Annotated in this window: 18 protein-coding genes; 2 read left to right on the top strand and 16 right to left on the bottom strand. The window is 49.1% G+C overall.

The window, feature by feature from the left end; genetic code table 11:
• Positions 1-8: 8 nt before the first annotated feature.
• The 12 genes from AC4PME_RS02265 to AC4PME_RS02210 all read right to left on the bottom strand — a co-directional run bounded on the left by AC4PME_RS02265 (position 9) and on the right by AC4PME_RS02210 (position 10115).
• Positions 9-584 (bottom strand): GNAT family N-acetyltransferase, encoded by a 576-nt coding sequence (locus AC4PME_RS02265; protein ID WP_119500538.1) that lies wholly within the window; start codon positions 582-584, stop codon positions 9-11.
• Positions 581-1609, bottom strand: a complete 1029-nt coding sequence (gene pseG, locus AC4PME_RS02260) for a UDP-2,4-diacetamido-2,4,6-trideoxy-beta-L-altropyranose hydrolase (protein WP_150154253.1) — start codon at positions 1607-1609, stop codon at positions 581-583. Before pseG ends, AC4PME_RS02265 begins: the two co-directional genes overlap by 4 nt.
• A 24-nt stretch (positions 1610-1633) precedes the next feature.
• Positions 1634-2689, bottom strand: coding sequence for a pseudaminic acid synthase (gene pseI / locus AC4PME_RS02255; protein WP_491045084.1), 1056 nt, complete (start codon positions 2687-2689; stop codon positions 1634-1636).
• A complete protein-coding gene (locus AC4PME_RS02250) occupies positions 2682-3653 on the bottom strand; it encodes a glycosyltransferase family 9 protein (protein ID WP_491045083.1) in 972 nt (323 codons plus the stop codon). Before AC4PME_RS02250 ends, pseI begins: the two co-directional genes overlap by 8 nt.
• 4 nt (positions 3654-3657) lie before the next feature.
• Positions 3658-4350 carry a pseudaminic acid cytidylyltransferase gene (pseF, locus tag AC4PME_RS02245; RefSeq protein WP_119500534.1) on the bottom strand — a complete coding sequence of 231 codons (693 nt, stop codon included), beginning with the start codon at positions 4348-4350 and terminating at the stop codon, positions 3658-3660.
• A complete protein-coding gene (pseC, locus tag AC4PME_RS02240; RefSeq protein WP_119500533.1) occupies positions 4347-5492 on the bottom strand; it encodes a UDP-4-amino-4,6-dideoxy-N-acetyl-beta-L-altrosamine transaminase in 1146 nt (381 codons plus the stop codon). Before pseC ends, pseF begins: the two co-directional genes overlap by 4 nt.
• Positions 5489-6487: a UDP-N-acetylglucosamine 4,6-dehydratase (inverting) gene (gene pseB, locus AC4PME_RS02235; protein WP_303574400.1), complete on the bottom strand. Its 999-nt coding sequence runs from the start codon at positions 6485-6487 to the stop codon at positions 5489-5491. The genes pseC and pseB overlap by 4 nt, the downstream gene beginning before the upstream one ends.
• A 68-nt stretch (positions 6488-6555) precedes the next feature.
• A complete protein-coding gene (locus AC4PME_RS02230) occupies positions 6556-6867 on the bottom strand; it encodes a hypothetical protein (protein WP_491045082.1) in 312 nt (103 codons plus the stop codon).
• On the bottom strand, positions 6864-7292 hold the full coding sequence (fliS, locus tag AC4PME_RS02225) for a flagellar export chaperone FliS (protein WP_119500530.1): 429 nt from the start codon (positions 7290-7292) through the stop codon (positions 6864-6866). Before fliS ends, AC4PME_RS02230 begins: the two co-directional genes overlap by 4 nt.
• A 16-nt stretch (positions 7293-7308) precedes the next feature.
• Positions 7309-8751, bottom strand: coding sequence for a flagellar filament capping protein FliD (gene fliD, locus AC4PME_RS02220; protein ID WP_491045081.1), 1443 nt, complete (start codon positions 8749-8751; stop codon positions 7309-7311).
• A gap of 13 nt (positions 8752-8764) precedes the next feature.
• On the bottom strand, positions 8765-9208 hold the full coding sequence (locus AC4PME_RS02215) for a flagellar protein FlaG (RefSeq protein WP_474844633.1): 444 nt from the start codon (positions 9206-9208) through the stop codon (positions 8765-8767).
• An 82-nt stretch (positions 9209-9290) separates the two neighbouring features.
• A complete protein-coding gene (locus AC4PME_RS02210; RefSeq protein ID WP_119500527.1) occupies positions 9291-10115 on the bottom strand; it encodes a flagellin N-terminal helical domain-containing protein in 825 nt (274 codons plus the stop codon).
• Positions 10116-10536: 421 nt separating this feature from the next.
• On the opposite strand from AC4PME_RS02210, the gene AC4PME_RS02205 reads away from it, so the two are divergent.
• A complete protein-coding gene (locus AC4PME_RS02205) occupies positions 10537-10710 on the top strand; it encodes a hypothetical protein (protein WP_491045080.1) in 174 nt (57 codons plus the stop codon).
• Between the two features lie 200 nt (positions 10711-10910).
• On the opposite strand, the gene AC4PME_RS02200 is transcribed toward AC4PME_RS02205, so the two are convergent.
• Positions 10911-11744 (bottom strand): flagellin N-terminal helical domain-containing protein, encoded by an 834-nt coding sequence (locus tag AC4PME_RS02200; protein WP_474844632.1) that lies wholly within the window; start codon positions 11742-11744, stop codon positions 10911-10913.
• Between the two features lie 754 nt (positions 11745-12498).
• Positions 12499-13338 carry a flagellin N-terminal helical domain-containing protein gene (locus AC4PME_RS02195; RefSeq protein WP_303574407.1) on the bottom strand — a complete coding sequence of 280 codons (840 nt, stop codon included), beginning with the start codon at positions 13336-13338 and terminating at the stop codon, positions 12499-12501.
• 226 nt (positions 13339-13564) lie between these two features.
• Between AC4PME_RS02195 and AC4PME_RS02190 the strand changes: the two genes are divergently transcribed.
• Complete coding sequence (locus AC4PME_RS02190; protein ID WP_119500524.1) at positions 13565-14548, top strand: hypothetical protein; 984 nt, start codon at positions 13565-13567, stop codon at positions 14546-14548.
• Here AC4PME_RS02190 and flgL read toward each other — a convergent pair.
• Positions 14516-15742: a flagellar hook-associated protein FlgL gene (gene flgL / locus AC4PME_RS02185; RefSeq protein ID WP_119500523.1), complete on the bottom strand. Its 1227-nt coding sequence runs from the start codon at positions 15740-15742 to the stop codon at positions 14516-14518. The genes AC4PME_RS02190 and flgL overlap by 33 nt on opposite strands.
• Before the next feature lie 8 nt (positions 15743-15750).
• On the bottom strand, positions 15751-17868 hold the full coding sequence (flgK, locus tag AC4PME_RS02180; RefSeq protein WP_119500522.1) for a flagellar hook-associated protein FlgK: 2118 nt from the start codon (positions 17866-17868) through the stop codon (positions 15751-15753).
• Positions 17869-17878 lie beyond the last annotated feature (10 nt).

Here is a 17878-nt window from a genome sequence, read left to right as displayed (position 1 = left end):
TTTATTGACTAAGACTTGCGCGGACGCGACAAGAAAGATTTCAGTGTAACAGTTTGCCGCTCATAGACCTCTTTTTGCAAGCGCAAGCGAACAAAATCGTCCTGACCGCTGATTTCATAGCCCAACTGACGGTTATATTTCAGTGCGGCGTCGTTATCCGGTTTTACCGCCGCCGAAAATTCGGTCACGCTGAAGTGGGAAAAACAATAATCATACATCGCCAGAGTGGGAGCGAAAGCCAGAATGTTACCCTGATAATCGGGTTCACCAATATATAAACCGGGCTCTAATACCCGGGCGGAGACTACCGTTTCTCCGATGACCGGCACTTTCACATTGGTTGAGCCAACAGGCCGCCCTTTGTATTCAATAATCCAGTGCATCTGAGACGGGTCGTGGCTGATTTTTTGAAACCATGCAGCTTGTTGTTCCGCAGTGATGAGTGATGTAGACACCATCTTCTCACGCACGTAGTCGCTATTCCGCCACTGCCTTAATTTATCCAGATCTCCCTCTTCCAGCGGCCTTAAGGTAACCTGCCAGGCTTCAATACGTGGTGCTGTAACCAGAGATTCCTGCCTCATGGCTGAATAACCTCTGCGATAGCATTAAGGACATTAAACGCCCCCTCAGCGTGATACTTACCTTTTACTGCCTGCTGCATGGCTTCCAGCTTACCGGGTTGCTGCCAGAGTGCATGCACTGTGCCGGCAATTTCATCAAAAGGCACATCACCGGTACAGTCAAAGGTGGTACACCAGCCTTCCTGCTGAGCCTGCTCAGTCGCCGTTCTCTGGTTTTCTGCCACCATCAGCAGTACTGAAGGTGTTTCGCATACGCCCAGTTCAAACTGACTGCCTCCGGCGGCACTGACAGCAAGCTTACTGTGCCGCCACACATCGGCCATATCCTGACAATTGTGTATATGCTGAATCGCCAGCGGACTCGCTTTTATTGCCTCATTCAGCGCACTGATATCATTAAACGCCGCACCGGTAATTACCCGCACCGGCACATCATTAAGTACATCAGACAACGCATTAATTAACGGGACGGTCAGCCCTTTCGGATCGCTGCCGCCGATACAAACGGCGATGCCAAAGCGCTTGTCCTGAGGCGGGTTATCGCCCCGTTGAAATTCAAGTCTCATCAAACGGTAATCGGGTCCGGAACAAATTTTTACTGCCGGGTTAATTTCCTGATAGTGTGCATCCAGTGACGAAGTGGTGCTGTTTACCACCAGCGAGGCCTGCGCGACCTGGCTAAGCTGTCCGTCATCCATGACCATCACAGGGATCCCTGCCCCGCGCAGTCCGCTCAATGAGGCAGCCGGAATATCGTAGCCGTCAACCACAACAACTGAGGCATTCATGCGCTTTGCCTGTTCTGTCAGCCAGCGACTTTCGTCATCATCACTACCACAGGGCACTTCCGTCACCGGATAAATCCAGTCGTTTCTTGCTACAGCCAGCGCCCTGCCGCCCTTATCTGTAAAAAAATGGCAGGGAATATCGTAGCTTCCGGCCGCCTGAGCCAGTGCCAGCGAACGCATCAGATGTCCCATTCCAATCGCGGGCGACACACTGACTCTGAATACTATAGGTCTCACTTAAAGATTCTCACTTCAGGGCGCTCATTTCTCCAGATGTTCCCACTTGAGCGCGGTGCCTTTTTTCAACGCGGTACGGGCTTTACTGCCAAGGACTTCCTGCCAGTGCTTTGGCGCAAGGCCAAAAGCCGGCCGGACAATTTTCAGGTTAGACTCATCCAGCGTGTCACCAATATTCACATCTGCGCTTATATAAATTGAGCGGCGGTATTGTTTTGCCGCTTCCTCAGCCTGACTGCCTCCGTAACGAACCTGCCCCATGCCTTGCCAGGCACGTTCAGATTCAGTGACCAGCAGTTTTAGTTCTGCAGGCTCCAGTGAAAAAGCCGCATCCACACCACCGGCGCTGCGATCCAGCACGAAATGTTTTTCAATAACAGTGGTGCCCAGCGCGACGGAAGCCACTGCCACCCCGATACCGCCGGTGTGATCACTCAATCCCACCTGACAGTGAAAAGCGCTGAGCATATTGGGAATAGTGTTCAGATTAGTATTGCCGGGGTCTGCCGGATAGGTACTGGTACACTTCAGCAGTACGATATTGTCACACCCGTTGCGGCGGGCACAGTGAACGGCCTGCTCAATTTCAGCAAGGCTTGCCATGCCCGTAGACATGATCAGGGGCTTCCCTTTACTCGCGGCCCTGGCGATAAGGGGTAAATCAGTCAGCTCGAACGACGCAATTTTAAAACACGGCACGTCCAGACTGTCGAGGAAATCCACAGCTTCACCATCGAAGGGAGAGCTGAAAGCGAGCATACCCAGCGCCTTTGCCCGGTCAAACAGTGGTTTGTGCCACTCATAAGGCGTTGCCGCTTTTTGATATAACGCGTGCAAAGATTCGCCATGCCACAGACTGTCTTTTTCTGAAATCACAAAATCGTCGGTAGCAACGTCCAGCGTCATGGAGTCGGCGGTGTAGGTTTGCAATTTAATAGCATGAGCACCGGCTTCAGCTGCAGCATCCACCATCGCACAGGCAAGGTCAAAGTCCTGACTGTGGTTGCCGCTCAGTTCTGCGATAATGAACGGAGGTTCATCCGGGCCGATTAAACGGTCACCAATTTTTACATCATGCACCGGCATTCCCCTCTAAGATATTCATCACGCCCAGTGCGATCTGCTCAGGTTCAACAGCCACATCTGACATGTCAGTGGCATACTCGGGCATCAGCGTTCTTGGATCGACATTGCCGCTGATAACCAGAGACGGCGTGCCGGTGGCCGTTGCCAGCCACTGCGGCGCAGAAGGCACGGTTATCAGTAATTGACTTGCTTTGAGTTGTGATAACGTCTGACGCATAGAGCAACGCCCGTCAAAACCGGTCCAGACATGAACGCCCTGTGCTTCAAGAAGCGCTTTGAGCGCCTCTCCGTGAGGGTAATTCCGCTCCGCAGTTCTTGCGCCGGTCGCCATGGCAACCACAGGCTGGTTGAGACCGGCAAGATGACTGTCGGCTTCCACATCAATGGTCATGTCCATGTCGATAGTACTGAATCCGCAACAACGTCTGAGATAAAATTCAGGATACCCCCGCTCAGGTACCTGCCCGTACTCCCACCAGGTTGTATGCCATTGTGCCATGCTCATCCAGCTGCTTTGCATATACTGAGCAGGTAAATTAACGTAATCCGGTGACAGAGTTTGCTTCTGAAATTTATCAACGAGTTCAGCCACACTGATACTCATGGTATTACCAATTACTGGTTCACCGGCGTCTTTTAAGAAACGGGCGAGGAAACACGGCATAAACCAGGTGTCGAGATTGATGATCTGAGTATATTCTTCAGCCAGAATCTGTTCAGCCAGCCCGAGAAACGTTTGCATGGCATCTACGATGTTTTCCGGCCACTCTCCCTGTTTCAGCGCGTGAACGGTAATGTCCGGTTCTGCCAGCTTCAGTAACTCCTCACCGGCGGCATAAGTCAGTGCGTGAATACTGGCTCCGGGGAATTTTGTTTTTACGTAGCGGATAGCCGGGATCCCCACACAAGTGACATCGCCAAGTCCCAGCATTCTGATTATGAGTATTTTTTCCTGCATAAATTTATTCTGTCTTAATATACGCGCGGTACATGAGTTCAGCCCTTTCCCAGTCTTCCGGGGTATCAATATCCTGTACCAGATGGCGGGGCAGGATCACGGGAATACTGGTAGGCGCAAACATAGGCTTATCTGTCAGCCAGGCAGAAGCTTTCCCCCAGTAAAACTGGCCGGCATCGTGAAAACTCTCGGTCAAATCCTGAGAACGGGTAGCCATTTTGCTGGCATCGAAAGGAAGCACCCCTTTGCCATGTAACCGGATTGCCCGTTGGATCGGGAAGGGAAACGTTGTGACTGAAAAAGCAAAGTGCATGTCAGAATTGTCGTTCAGCCGTGACAACCCTTCTTTCAGGTATGTGGCACTTAAAAAAGGCGCTGTGGCATAGATACAACATACGTTGTCGACCTGCCCCTTATCGTCCTGATAAGTATCAATAGCATGACACACTACCGGCGCAGTGCCGGTGAAATCATCAGCCAGCGACGCCGGGCGACGGATAACATAACTGGCACCGTACTTTTCTGCGATAGCGGCAATTTCTTCGCTGTCGGTAGATACGACAATATCATCGAAAACAGTGGCTTTCAGCGCCGCTTCTATAGAATAAGCAATGAGCGGTTTGCCAGCAAAATTCCGGATATTTTTACCTTTTATCCGTTTGCTGCCGCCCCGTGCCGGAATAATGGCAATGTTCACAGTAATACCTCTTTCAGACAGTCAATCACCTTTTGCTGCTCGCTGTCTGTGAGTAAAGGATATAAGGGCAACGTCAGTGCCCCGCGGTAATATTGTTCACTGACAGGAAAGTCACCTGCGCCAAACCCCAAAGCCTGATAATAAGGATGAAGATGTATAGGGATGTAATGAACATTTACGCCGATACCAGCGGCTCTCAGGGTATTAAAAATGGCTGTGCGCTGCGCCGGGTCCACTTCAATCATATAGAGATGCCACGCACTGTTGTTATCGAACAACGGACGTTTTACCGGCAATGACGCCAGTGCCTCATGATATCTGGCTGCTCTGGCGCGTCTTTCTGCGACAAAACTGTCCAGTCTGCCCATTTGTGCCACACCTAACGCCGCGTGCAGGTCACTCAGCCGGTAGTTAAAGCCTAAATGTATTTGCGCGTAGAACCAGGGTTCATCGTCATGCCCGGCCGGTATGGTTGCCGGCTCTTTAGTAATACCGTGACTGGCATACAAACGAAGTTTATCCGCCAGTAGCTGGGAACCCGTCAACACCGCCCCGCCTTCTGCTGTGGTCACTGATTTCACCGGATGAAAACTGGTCACGACCATGTCGGAGTAAACACAAGAGCCGACACGGTTTCCCCCGGCATCTTTACCTCCCAGCGCGTGGGCAGCGTCTTCAATGATCGTAATATTCAGCGGGCGACATAAATCAGCAATCGCTTTCATGTCACAGCTACTACCAGAAAAATGCACAGCAATAAGCACGTCAGGCACGTTACCGGCAGCAGACGCTTTTTCCAGTTTAGCGGTAAGGGCATCCACACTTAAATTACGGGTGACAGGGTCAATGTCGACAAAATCCACAGTAGCCCCGCAATACAACGCTGCATTGGCAGAAGCCGCAAAGGAGTTCGGGACTGTCCATACTAAATTTCCGGCCCCCACGCCGGCGGCCAGACAAGCAATATGAAGTCCTGACGTGCCGCTGTTACAGGCGACCACGTATTTTGCCCCGGTATAGTCACACAAGGCCTGCTCAAAGGCCGGTACCTGCTTGCCCTGGGTCAGGAACTCATTTTCCAGCACCTGTACCACGGCATCCACATCTTCTTTAGCAATAGTGTGTTTACCGTAAGGGATCATGAGGTGAGCTTATCCAGTTCACGAAGCTCTTTCACTGACAAAAAATGTGGATTTTTACCGGAATGATATTCAAACTTTTCTTCTGCGGCTTTACCACGCTCACCGGTGCGATTTTTGAAGTAATCCACATTCTTATCAAAAAAAGTAATTGCCGGTGCGATAACAAAGTGGTCATCGAACTCAATAGAATGATGTGCCATTTCTTCAGGCACCATGACCTCGTGAAGTTTTTCACCCGGGCGTATTCCGATGGTTTCGTATTCCCGTTTACCGCTCATGGCTTCCACCAGATCGACGATACGGATTGAGGGTATTTTAGGAACGAAGATTTCTCCTCCCTGCATGCGGGAGAAGTTTTTAATCACGAATTCCACCCCTTCATCCAGAGTGATCCAGAAACGGGTCATTTCCGGATGAGTCACCGGCAACTTGTCCCGCCCTTCACTGAGCAACTGACGATAAAAAGGAACTACCGAACCGCGGGAGCCGACTACATTGCCGTAGCGTACTACCGAGAATCTTGCACCGTTGGCTCCGGAAATATTGTTGGCTGCCACAAAGAGTTTATCCGAAGCCAGCTTCGTTGCGCCGTACAGATTAACCGGATTGGCAGCTTTATCGGTGGATAACGCAATGACCCAGGATACTTTATTTGCGATGCAGGCATCGATGACATTTTGCGCGCCGTTGATATTGGTCTTTATACACTCATTAGGATTGTATTCTGCCGCCGGTACCTGCTTCAGTGCTGCCGCATGGACCACGTAATCCACATCTTTCATGGCAGTGATCAGACGTTCTTTATCTCTGACATCACCAATGAAGTAACGCATGCAGCTGTCATTAAAGCGCTGCTGCATTTCAAACTGTTTCAATTCATCGCGGGAATAAATGATGATTTTTCGGGGTGAGTAATTTTTGAGTAAGTGACTGACAAACTTTTTCCCAAAAGAGCCTGTACCACCGGTAATCAAAATATTTTTATCATTGAACATATTCGTGTTCCCACAAAGCGTGAGCCCTAAGGCTGCAAGTCAAGATTCAGCGCATCGTACAGCCAGACTTAACGGTATTTTTTTACCGCCTTCTGGCTTCTCAGAAATTGGCTGACATCGTCTTTGGCTGATTTTAGCAAAGTCTGCGCCATTTCTTTTAACATATTATTGACGGTAACTTCCTGTTCTGCAAAAGATCTTGCCGTTTCTGGGTCTGAATTTCTAAGGTGGGATTGAATAACCGTATCACGCCGGGTCATCAAAGACAGCAAAGTACTGTAGCGGGCTTCTTCGTCATCATCCGTCAGGCACTGCAGGATTTCAGCATTAATGTCTGCCAGCGCCTGAGGAGTAAACTCATGATTTAATTGTATATTCACACGGCCTGTCGTTTTTGACGCTGTGCTTCGTACGCTTCCTCTTTAGCGGCTTGAGGAATCTGTACCCAGGCATCACGAATGGGAGTTAACAGGCTAATCACTTCATCTAGGATCTGCAAGTCATTCCGTACGTGAGCTTCCCCTGTTCTCTCAATCATATACTCATAAAGTGAGTACATGTTTTCTGCGACTTCCCCGCCCACATCCAAATCCAGTGTGTCACGAAGATTCATCAGAATTGCCGTCACGCGGGAAAGAAACTCAGATTTAGCGGCAAATTCTTTACGCTCCATTGCGCCTTTTGCAAACGCTAAACGGTCCAGTGCGCCTTGCATCAACATAAGCGTCAACTTATGGGGGTCAGCATTTGCGATATCTTGTTTCAGGTTACCCTTGCGGTATGCGTTTATGCCTGTCAGTGCCATTATAATTCCTCACTTATCACAGAGATGCCAGCAGTGCAGAGCCTGTCGAATTCAATTGCGAAACGGTCTGGTCGAGGGCCAGATATTTATCCCGCAAAATTTGTTCGTAGTTTGCCATTCTTAATTCCAGACGCTCACGGTCATCATAAAGCTGATCCCGGTCATCCTTCGCTGCACGCTCTCTTAAACTGATTAATCCACTGTATGACGTGTACTGATCAGTGAACTCATAGAGTTTAACGGCAATACCTTCGTTTTCATCAGTAAATAATTTGGCTATTTCGTCAAAATTATCTTCAAGTGCATCTTCAAGGCGCTCATTACCGGAGCCCAGACCGAAATCTGTGTCACCGATTTCCAGCTCACCATCGGAATTAAGCTCTACACCCAACTGGAATAAACCGCCAAGCGCAGAGGATGAAACACTGCCGCCGACAATCGAACCCAGTCCGGTCATGATGCCCCGCATCAGCGAGTCGCCGGCGAGATCACCGTCATCTTCCAGTTCAGATTCACCGTAACGGGTAAGGTTCTGCAACTCTTTGATAACGCTGTTATAGGTGTCGACAAAATCACGGATCTTTTTATCCAGGCCGTCACGGTCGTAACCAATTTCTAATGTTGATGTCTGAAAGCTCAGGCCATCAGCCGATTTTGGTGACACGCGCTCCGCTTCAAAAGAAACGTTCTGGATAGTGTTTTCAAATTCGTTGGTACTGCTCTCTACCACGATACCGTCGATGGTAGCCCGGGCATTGGTCGCAGACGTGATATTAGACGAAGAGATTAAACCGGCAGAGGTTGAGCTGCTTGTTGCTACACGGTTGAGTTCTGCCGCACCGGTGTCATTGACAATTTCCAGATCATTACCGTCTCCGGTTATGTCAGATGTGAAAACCAGCTTGGGGCCGGCCGATGTACCCGTGTCGATAATATTGGCATTCACACCAAAGTTATCTTCACTGTTGTTAATGGCTTCCCGCAACTGCGCCAGGGTCATACCGGCAGACACATTAATGGTAAAGGAATCGCCGGATGCCCCCACATTAAACGTCAGGGAACCTGATCCGGAACTTAATATTGTATCCGAAGAGGAAGTAAAGTTACCGTCATCAGTGACAATACGGCTTCCCGTTGCCAGTTGCTCCACGGCCACTTCATAACTGCCCCGTAAGGCAGAGTTTGATGCTTCTGCAGAAAAGATATCTACGTCTTCATCAGGATTGGTAATAGTAGGCTCACGACCATTGATGTCGTTATCGCTGCGCAGTTTATCGACTGCGTCTTTAAAATCGGACAATAAGGATTTAACCTGCCCGAGACCAGAAATTTCAGCTTCAATACGATCTTCACGCTCATTCAGGCGCTCTTCTTTCGGCGTCCTTTCGGCCTCAAGCAGTTGCGTGACCAGATCGTCAAGCGCAAGTCCGGAACCAACACCTAACGATTGAATAGTCATTTGCTTACCTCATTTAAACTTTGTTGTTTACCAGCACTCCTACACTGCTGCCAACATCTTCCTGCAAGGTTTTAATCCGTTCCGCGAGCTTTAACACTTCATCGGAAGGGATTTGCCGGATGACATCACCAGACTCAGAATCTTTAACAGTAACCACTGAACGATTAGTATTTTCGTCAACGGAAAATGCCAGGTTTCGATTCTGAACCTGTAGGAATGCTTCTACCTCACGCGCAGCAACTTCGATGTCTTGCTGAGCCTGACCCTCTCTGCTTACTATATCGGCAGCATCGGTCACACCTTGAGCATTTCGGGAAGAATTACGCTCTTCCTGTTGCTTCTCAGTTGCTGATGCATCCTGGTTTGCAGGGGCAGGTGTTTGCACACGTTGAGACTGCACTTCTGTAAGGTTTGAAGCAGCAAAATTTTGGCCAACTTGTAAATTTGCAATTTCCACGTTTACCTCCATTCTCAAACGGCTCAGACGGGAAACAGAACTCCCTGTTTCCCCTTAGCCTTTCAAGTACGGCTCTCTACTATTATCCTAGCAGAGACAGAGCTGTTTGTGGACGCTGATTAGCCTGACTCAGCACAGAAACAGACGCCTGCTGGATGATCTGATTACGGGTCAGTTCTGCAGTTTCAGACGCAAAGTCAGTATCACGGATACGTGAACGTGCAGTTGACAGGTTTTCAGAAATACTGCTCAGGTTACGAATAGTAGACTGGAAGCGGTTTTGCAATGCACCCAGGTCTGCCCGTGCAGCACCGATAGTAGAAATAGCGTTATCAATGGCCGTTAAAGCGGACGTTGCACCGTCTACAGTAGCAATTGACAATGTACCAACGCCCAGACCTGAAGCACCGTAACCACCGGTGCGTGACAGGTTCACACTGATAGTCTGACCGGCATTTGCACCTACCAGGAACGCGGCAGAATAACCGCCTTTCAGCAGGTCAACACCACCAAACTGAGTGTCGGTAGAAATACGGGAAATTTCAGTTTGCAGTGCTGCTACTTCTTTTTGCAGCGCCGCGCGGTCAGCTGAGCTGTTAATACCGTTTTGTGACTGAACAGCAAGCTGACGGATACGCTGTAAACTGGTTGTTACCTCAGCTAACGCACCTTCAGTAGTCTGCGTTAATGAAATAGCATCGTTTGCGTTACGCACAGCCTGGTTTAAGCCCTGAACCTGCGTAGTCAGACGATCGGAAATTTGCAGACCGGCTGCGTCATCAGCAGCACTGTTAATGCGGAAACCTGACGACAGTCTTTCAAAAGATGTGCTTAGCTTATTGCCTACATCGAACAACTGACGCTGTGCGTTGAGAGCAGAAGCATTTGTATTTACGTATAAAGACATTTGAATACCTCCTGGGGATCCGTTGCATACAATGCTACAATCAAATCCTTCCTGTTCAGATTCTCCGGGTCACTACTCCCATTGAATCCCCTCTTAGCGAACACATTCGGTGAATCGCATTAAAGTAATTAAATTACCCCTCAGCTATAGGTATCGGCGACTTCTTGAGGATCTTTAGCTTTTTTTCGAAAAAAATTTAAAATAATTTCAAGCCATTGATTTATAAAGTTTTTATATGATTAAAAACAGCTAAAAAGTAGTTTTAGAGGAGTATTGATAAAGATATTTAGTTTGCGAACGGGCAAAAATGTGCAAAATAGAAAAGTATAACTGGCACAACTTGTGTATCTGAGAAAATACATAACTGATGCAAACGCCAACAATTTGACAATTAGTTGGCACAGGAAATGCTAAGATTAAAATGAAGACTTCAGGTATGAAAATAATGCCGCGGGATTCATCATCGCCGTTTGATGAAAAAGTTTCGCTCTTAAAAAGAGAAGCAAATTACGGTGTTCCGGTACATCCTATAAAAAAGGCCGGAACAGATGTTCCGGCCAATTTGCTCACGTTAGGAGATAGAGCAAACTTTTAAAATGTTTCCAGTCGGCTGGCAGGAAAATTAGTAGAATTAACTGGCCTCTCAACCAACACTTCTACCTCTCAGTCCTGTTAGCCGGCGTTTTCTTGCTACGGCCCCCACCCGGGGGCCGTTTTTCATGGGCTGGCCTCTCATTTCCTACCCCCCATTTTTTACCCTTTATAATTACGCAGGGTATAGCGCTCTATTCCTTATTAACCTCCGAGCAGAGACAAAGCTGCCTGCGGACGCTGGTTTGCCTGTGACAGTATAGTTGTACTTGCCTGTTGCAGGATCTGATTGCGGGTAAGCTCTGCCGTTTCGGTGGCAAAATCTGTATCACGTATGCGGGATCTTGCCGCTGATACGTTTTCCGAGATGTTGCTCAGGTTGCGGATAGTTGACTGAAAACGGTTCTGTATCGCACCGAGATCTGCCCGTTTAGCATCAATATTGGAGATAGCCGCATCCACCGCTGTCAACGTCACCGAAGCGTTAGACTCCGTAAGCACGTTAAGCTGGCTATTACCATTGGTCAGTCCCGAGAAGCCATAACCACCGGCACGTGAAATATTCACACCAATTGTTTGCCCGGCGTTCGCCCCGACCAGGAAAGCTGAAGAAAAGCCGCCCGTCAAAATATCCACACCGGCAAACTGGGTAGTTTGTGCGATACGGGAAATTTCAAACTTAAGCGCAGATACTTCTTTTTGCAGTGCCAGCCGGTCCGCAGAACTGTTGATACCGTTCTGGGATTGAATAGCCAGTACACGAATACGCTGTAATGCGTTGGTAATTTCCTGCATCGCACCTTCAGCGGTTTGAGCAAGTGAAATACCGTCATTTGCGTTACGAACTGCCTGATCAAGACCCATGATTTGTGACGTCATACGGTCAGAGATTTGCAGACCTGCAGCATCGTCGCGGGCACTGTTGATACGGAAACCGGAAGACAAGCGTTCGAACGCAGTTGTCAGTGAATTTCCAGTGTTAAACAATTGTCGTTGTGCATTCAAAGATGACACGTTGGTGTTTACATACAGACTCATGGGTCTCTCCTAACAATTTAAGTAAGTGTTGTATTTATCTTTTTTATCAACACCGGTTTTTTAAAATCTGGCACAGCGTATGCTAGATAAGCTATGTCAGTGATAATTCTCTGACACTTCCGGGTCACTCCCGGGAGTTGAGCGTCACGCTCTGCTGACAGGCAGGTATGTTGTTCCAGACCTCATACCTCTCACTACCTCCTGGCTTCATTCCTGCCGGTCGGCCCCATCAACTAGTAAGCACTTACTATCATTTTCAATCCAAATCTTCCCTAACCTTTATTCTTCTAATTTTATAAGGAAAATTGTTTGCTCTGATGATAGCCGGCAATGTTCGGTTGTTTTGCCGGAGTAAGCGGGCTTGTCAAAATATTGCCACTTACCTGTCATCTCCTAACGATTTTTGTTGCCGGATATGTTGCTCTTATTCTTTTCCGGCGGTGACAAATATTGTTTTTATTCTTGTCACTTTATTGTTCTTCTGAAGGTAGCCGGATGATTATTATTTTTGTACCGTGCCCCTTTGCTTTATGTATCGTACGGGGACGAAATTTCCTTTAGCCTTTTTTTAAAAAAAGCAGAGAAAAGAGATGGGATTTTTGGAGGATGATTGATTTTAAAGGAAAAAATGGCCGGACAAATTGTCCGGCCAACCGCTCTTCGTTAGGAGAGAATGAGCGTATTCTCACGCAAAGGGCCTTACGAGTCACTACCTCCCGGCTTCATTCCCATGCGTTTTCAGCTATACGGGTGATTAACCCAGTAACTGTAAGGCTGCCTGAGGACGCTGATTAGCCTGTGACAATACTGTAGTACTTGCCTGCTGGATAATCTGGTTACGGGTCAGGTCAGCGGTTTCTGAAGCGAAGTCAGTATCACGGATACGTGAACGTGCTGCAGATACGTTTTCTGAAATGCTGCTCAGGTTACGGATAGTAGACTGGAAACGGTTTTGCAGCGCACCTAAGTCAGCACGTACACCACCAATCGCAGAGATTGCGCTGTCAACGGCGTCCAGCACGCTTGACGCGCCGGCAACGGTAGCAACAGTCGCATCGCTCATGCCCAGGCCGCCGGCACTGAAGCCATTTATGCCCGCCAGATTGGCAGCAGAAAGGTTTACAGAGATAGTCTGACCGGCATTCGCACCAACCAGGAACTGCGCTGAGAAACCACCGGTTAAGATATCGACACCGTTGAACTGAGAGTCCGTAGAAATACGGGTGATCTCTGTTTTCAGTGCAGACACTTCTTTTTGCAGCGCCAGACGGTCAGCAGAACTGTTGATACCGTTCTGAGACTGAACCGCAAGCTGGCGGATACGCTGAAGCGCAGTTGTAGTCTCATCTAACGCACCTTCTGCTGTCTGTGACAGAGAAATCGCGTCATTGGCATTACGGACGGCCTGATTCAGGCCCTGAATTTGGGTAGTCATACGGTCTGTGATTTGCAGACCAGCGGCATCGTCTTTTGCACTGTTAATCCGGAAACCAGATGACAGACGCTCAAAAGAGGTGCTCAGGGAATTACCAACATCAAATAATTGACGCTGTGCGTTTAATGCAGACGCATTTGTATTAACGTACAAAGACATAAGTCTCTCCTACACTCTCAGTCCAGCAGGGCTGGCTGCCGGAACTACCGGCGATTACAAATTAGTAGTCACCAAAACCTGAGGGGTAATTGATGAACTGGCTCTCTCAGTAGTGTTATCGACATGGGGGGATTTCCCTTTAATAAAAAAATACAAAAATTGCCGTAGAGCGGCAGACATTTGCCGCCTATACTTAGTTAACACGTTGGTTTTATAACTATTTTCTATGTCCGAAAAAATTTTAAAAATTGATCGTCTTTGCCGCATATCCAGCCCGTATGCCCACTCTGCCTTTACCGGACTGATAGAAAATGGTGAAACATTTCTTTGCTGTTACCGCCAGGCACTGACCCATGTCAGTGATGATGGCAGGATTGAGGTGACGTCGGTGACCGGTGACGGACGGGTGACAGACAGACAGCGATTGTCGTTACCGGGTTACGATTTGCGGGATCCTAAACTTTCCCGCGATGATAACGGGCGATTATGGTTAATTGCATTTGCCCGTCCGGTGACTCAGGCGACACGGGGAAACCGTTTTCAGATGGTGAGCTGGTTTTCCGGCTCCGGAAAAAGCTGGTCCTCTCCCCGTTTCTTCGGAGAGCAACACTGGTGGATATGGCGGATTATATGGCAAAACAACAAAGCGCTGGGCCTTGCTTACCATGGCGGTCCTCAGCAACTGACGTTATTTACCGGTCATCCCGGCAAAAATATGCAGCGTCACCCCATACCGGCGATGTCTCTGGCAAGAGATAAGTTGGGGTACCCTAATGAAAGTGACATGCACATTAGCAGTGACGGTGTGATTACCGCACTGGTCAGACGCGATGCAGACAGTTTTACCGCGCAGTTAGGCACAAGCAAGCCACCGTATAACCGCTGGTACTGGCGGGATTTAAAAACCTATATTGGCGGACCTGCCATGGTAATGTTGACGGAGGGATATGCACTGGTAGCCGGAAGACAATGGACGGGCAAAAAACTGGTGACACAAATCTGGTTGCTGGATTTGGCGAAGGCTTCACTGGTGCCCTGCCTCACTTTACCGTCCGGTGGAGATAACAGCTATCCCGGCCTTGTGATTCAGGACGACACACTGTTTATCAGCTATTATTCAGGCCACGCCGACGATGAAACCCGCGTGTATTTCGCACGGGTTTCAGGCGTTAATAAGTTAAGAGATATAATTAAACAGGGAAAGGTTTGAGACTTTCGGGAATGTTGCCAGGGCTGCGCTCAGCGCAGCTTCCTGTTTAGCAAACTCTGCTGACGCTTCTGCATAATCAGTTTCTTCAATCTGTGCACGGGCATCTTTTGCGGTGATTTCTAAGTCCAGATTAGTTTCATATATCGACTCCGCCACGTTCATCCGGCCCCCCAGCGATGAACGCTCAAGATTAATACGTTCCATGCCATTGTCCAGCCCCACCAGCGCATCGCCGAGGGCATCCGTTAACGCATCGCCGCTTAACGAATCATTAATCAGCTGATTAGCGATATCATTCAGCGTTTCGGCCACGTTTTTCTTCACCGGCGTATCCAGAGAGAAATTCACCGTGTCTCCGGTGGTTCCGTCAAGGGTAAATGCCATCCCTTTAATGGTGAACGGCTCTCCGGACGTGAAATCTACTGTACCTTCCACGGCACCGGTACCGGTATTCGTTAACTGTACCTGTCCGGTACCCAGTACTGTCAGTTGGTAATTATTATTTGCCGCTGTCACCGGGTCATAGTTATTTTCGTAAAACTGATCAAACGTGCCCTGCTCTCCCACCTTCGCCGTTTGCACGGTGGCGCCGGCAGAACCGGTTACAGTGAAATCAAAACGACTGAGCACATTTTCAAACACTTCCTGTCCGGACGTGCTGCGCTGCACCGTCACACTGTCTGAAAGCTTCACTGATGTCGCCCCTGAATCGCCGGTATAGAAAATAGCATTACCGGTGGCTGCGGGATTGAAGGTGAAAGCCTGCTGCTGCGACTGATAGCCGGCGAAAATATAGTTGCCGGCAGCATCCTGCGTGTTCATCAAATCGAACACCTCATTACGGATTTGTTCCAGTTCCACGCCGATTGCCCGTTTATCTTCGTCGGTCATGATGCCGGAGCCCGCCTGCACGACCAGAGTCCGTGCACGGTTCAGCGAATCATTAATATTGGTCAGCACTGCTTCCTGTTGTTCCAGGGCATTGGTCAGCAAGTCATTGTTGCGCTGATACTGAGTAAGCTTATCCAGTTGTTCGGTGATACGGATAACCTTTGCAGCTCCCACAGGGTCGTCACTGGGACGATTCAGTTTTTTCCCGGTCGCCAGTGCTTCCTGAGTATCTGCCAGGCCTTTTTGGTTATCCATGATGGCGCGGATATTTTGATCGTAAATCTGATTAGTTGAAATACGCATAAGTTACATTACCTCGCTGCCGATAAAATCGTATCGAACAACTCCTGAGCCGTGGTGAGAATGCGGGCTGCTGCAGCGTAGGATTGCTGATAGCGAACCAGGTTCGCCGCTTCTTCGTCCAGACTTACGCCGGATGTGGAATCAAACCAGTTTTCCGACTGAACTTTCATCGCCTCAGCGGCATCCAGAGAAATTTGTGCCGTAGCAGATTTCTCACCGACCCGTCCAACCAGCGACGAATAAGCATCATGAAAAGTACGCTGTTTATTCGAACTGTCACTGCTTAATTGTACAAGGCTTTCGCGCTGTAACGCCGCCATTTCTTCGGCGTTAGTATTGTCAGCAATCCCGTCAGTATTATAGGTCAGATTAAAAGAATCTCCCGCAACAGGAATACCGCTCAGGCTGACATCGTAACCGGGATAATCATCCAGCGCACTGAACGCGGCCGGCCAGGCGGGCCCTGTGCCATTCGCTTCCGCCTGTGCCAGCAAATTGTCGAAACTGGTCACACCGGATACGTTGGTTATGACGTTACCTGCATCGTCCAGCACCTGAAAATCACTGGCAGAGGTAAATACGATTTGCGCCGGTGCACCGACAGTACCACCCGGTGCAGCTGCCGCACTGTGTATACCGCCGGCGCCGTCAAAGGCAGACGCCTCAGCGCCTAAGGCAGCATCAACGGTAGTATTACTTATGGACACTTTACTGACCGTGGCATCACCAAGGTTAGATAAGCTGGCTTCTGCCCGCAGTGGAGCAGCAAAGGCGAGATCTTCCGGCCGGTCCGTTGCCAGCGTCAGATCGGATGCCGCATATTTAGACGGCTGGATCAAAAATTCATTGTCGACGCTGTAGCCCGTAGCAGCCTGAAACTCGACCTCAATGCCACCCGGCAATTCGTTGAAACCGGCTCCGACTGAGATCCCGGTAAATACCACATCAGCGCCGGAAGCGTCTTTCTTCGGCGTACCATCACCATTTAACAGCTCAACCGTCACTGAAGTGGGAAAGCCTGCGCCGTTTACCGCATCCACGGTAATTTTATAATCTGCGTCGGTAAGCTGATTACCCTGCCCTGCCGTTACCTGTGCCCGTACGGGTAAGTTATCCGGTGTTCCGCTGAACGGTAAACCGGTAAACTCCGGCATGGAAAAAATATCACCGCCAAGCTGCAGGTCTAAATCCATACCAAGACGGTTTTGCTGGTTCACTGCATCAGCCATCGCCAGCGCCATCTGACCAATATCCCGTTGTGCCGGTCCGAGAATTTCGTCGCGAAAACGGAATAAGCCCCCTAGCGAACCGCCAAGATCTTTTTCATTCACGTTGATAGCAGTATTCTGCTTATTAGCGAAATTGGTAGTGAGTTGCAGCTCTTTGAAAGTCAGATCAGCATCATTGCCCAGCTCGAACAGATTAAAACTGCCATCTTCCAGTACCAGTGACTCCCCGGATGATAAATTCACCACCACTGAGCCATACTGGTTTTCACGCACTTCCACTGACATCAGTTCAGCCAGTTCGTTGATCGCCTTGTCACGTTCGTTGAGCAATGCTCCGGGTTCTTCGCCGCTACCGCCTCTGGCTGTCAGTACGGCGGTATTTAATTCACCGATACTGGCAATCAAACTGTTCGCCCGTTCAATCTGGCTGGTGAATTCCAGGTTCAGCTCTTCTTCTTTCGCTTCCATGAAGTCAGATAACGTGCTCATGCGGGACAACAATCCGGAAGCCTTACCCAGCACCGCTTCCCGTGAAGCAAGGTTAGTCGGGTCATCAGACGCTGTTTGTATGGCAGCAAAAAACTGACTCAGACCGTCAGCAATGGAGTTGGCTTCACTGGCCAGCAGGTTATCCAGCGAGTTGGTTTTCTCCACGAAGGTTTCCAGCTCACCAACAGAGGTAATATCACGGCGTAACTGGTTTTGCGCAAAAATGCTGATAACCCGTTCCGTTGTGCCTTTTCCCACACCACCTAAAATTGTACTTTCAAATACCGTGCGCTCGCGGACGTAGCCTTCCGTGTTCACGTTGGCTATGTTATTCGACGTTGTATTCAGCAGTTTGCTGCTGGCGGTAACCCCACTGTTAGCAATATTAAAAAGGTCAGTGCGGATCATGGTGTGACAC

The organism is Alteromonas sp., assembly GCF_984505615.1.
Note: the sequence above shows the minus strand (reverse complement) of the source record. Positions and strands in the feature narration are given on the sequence as shown.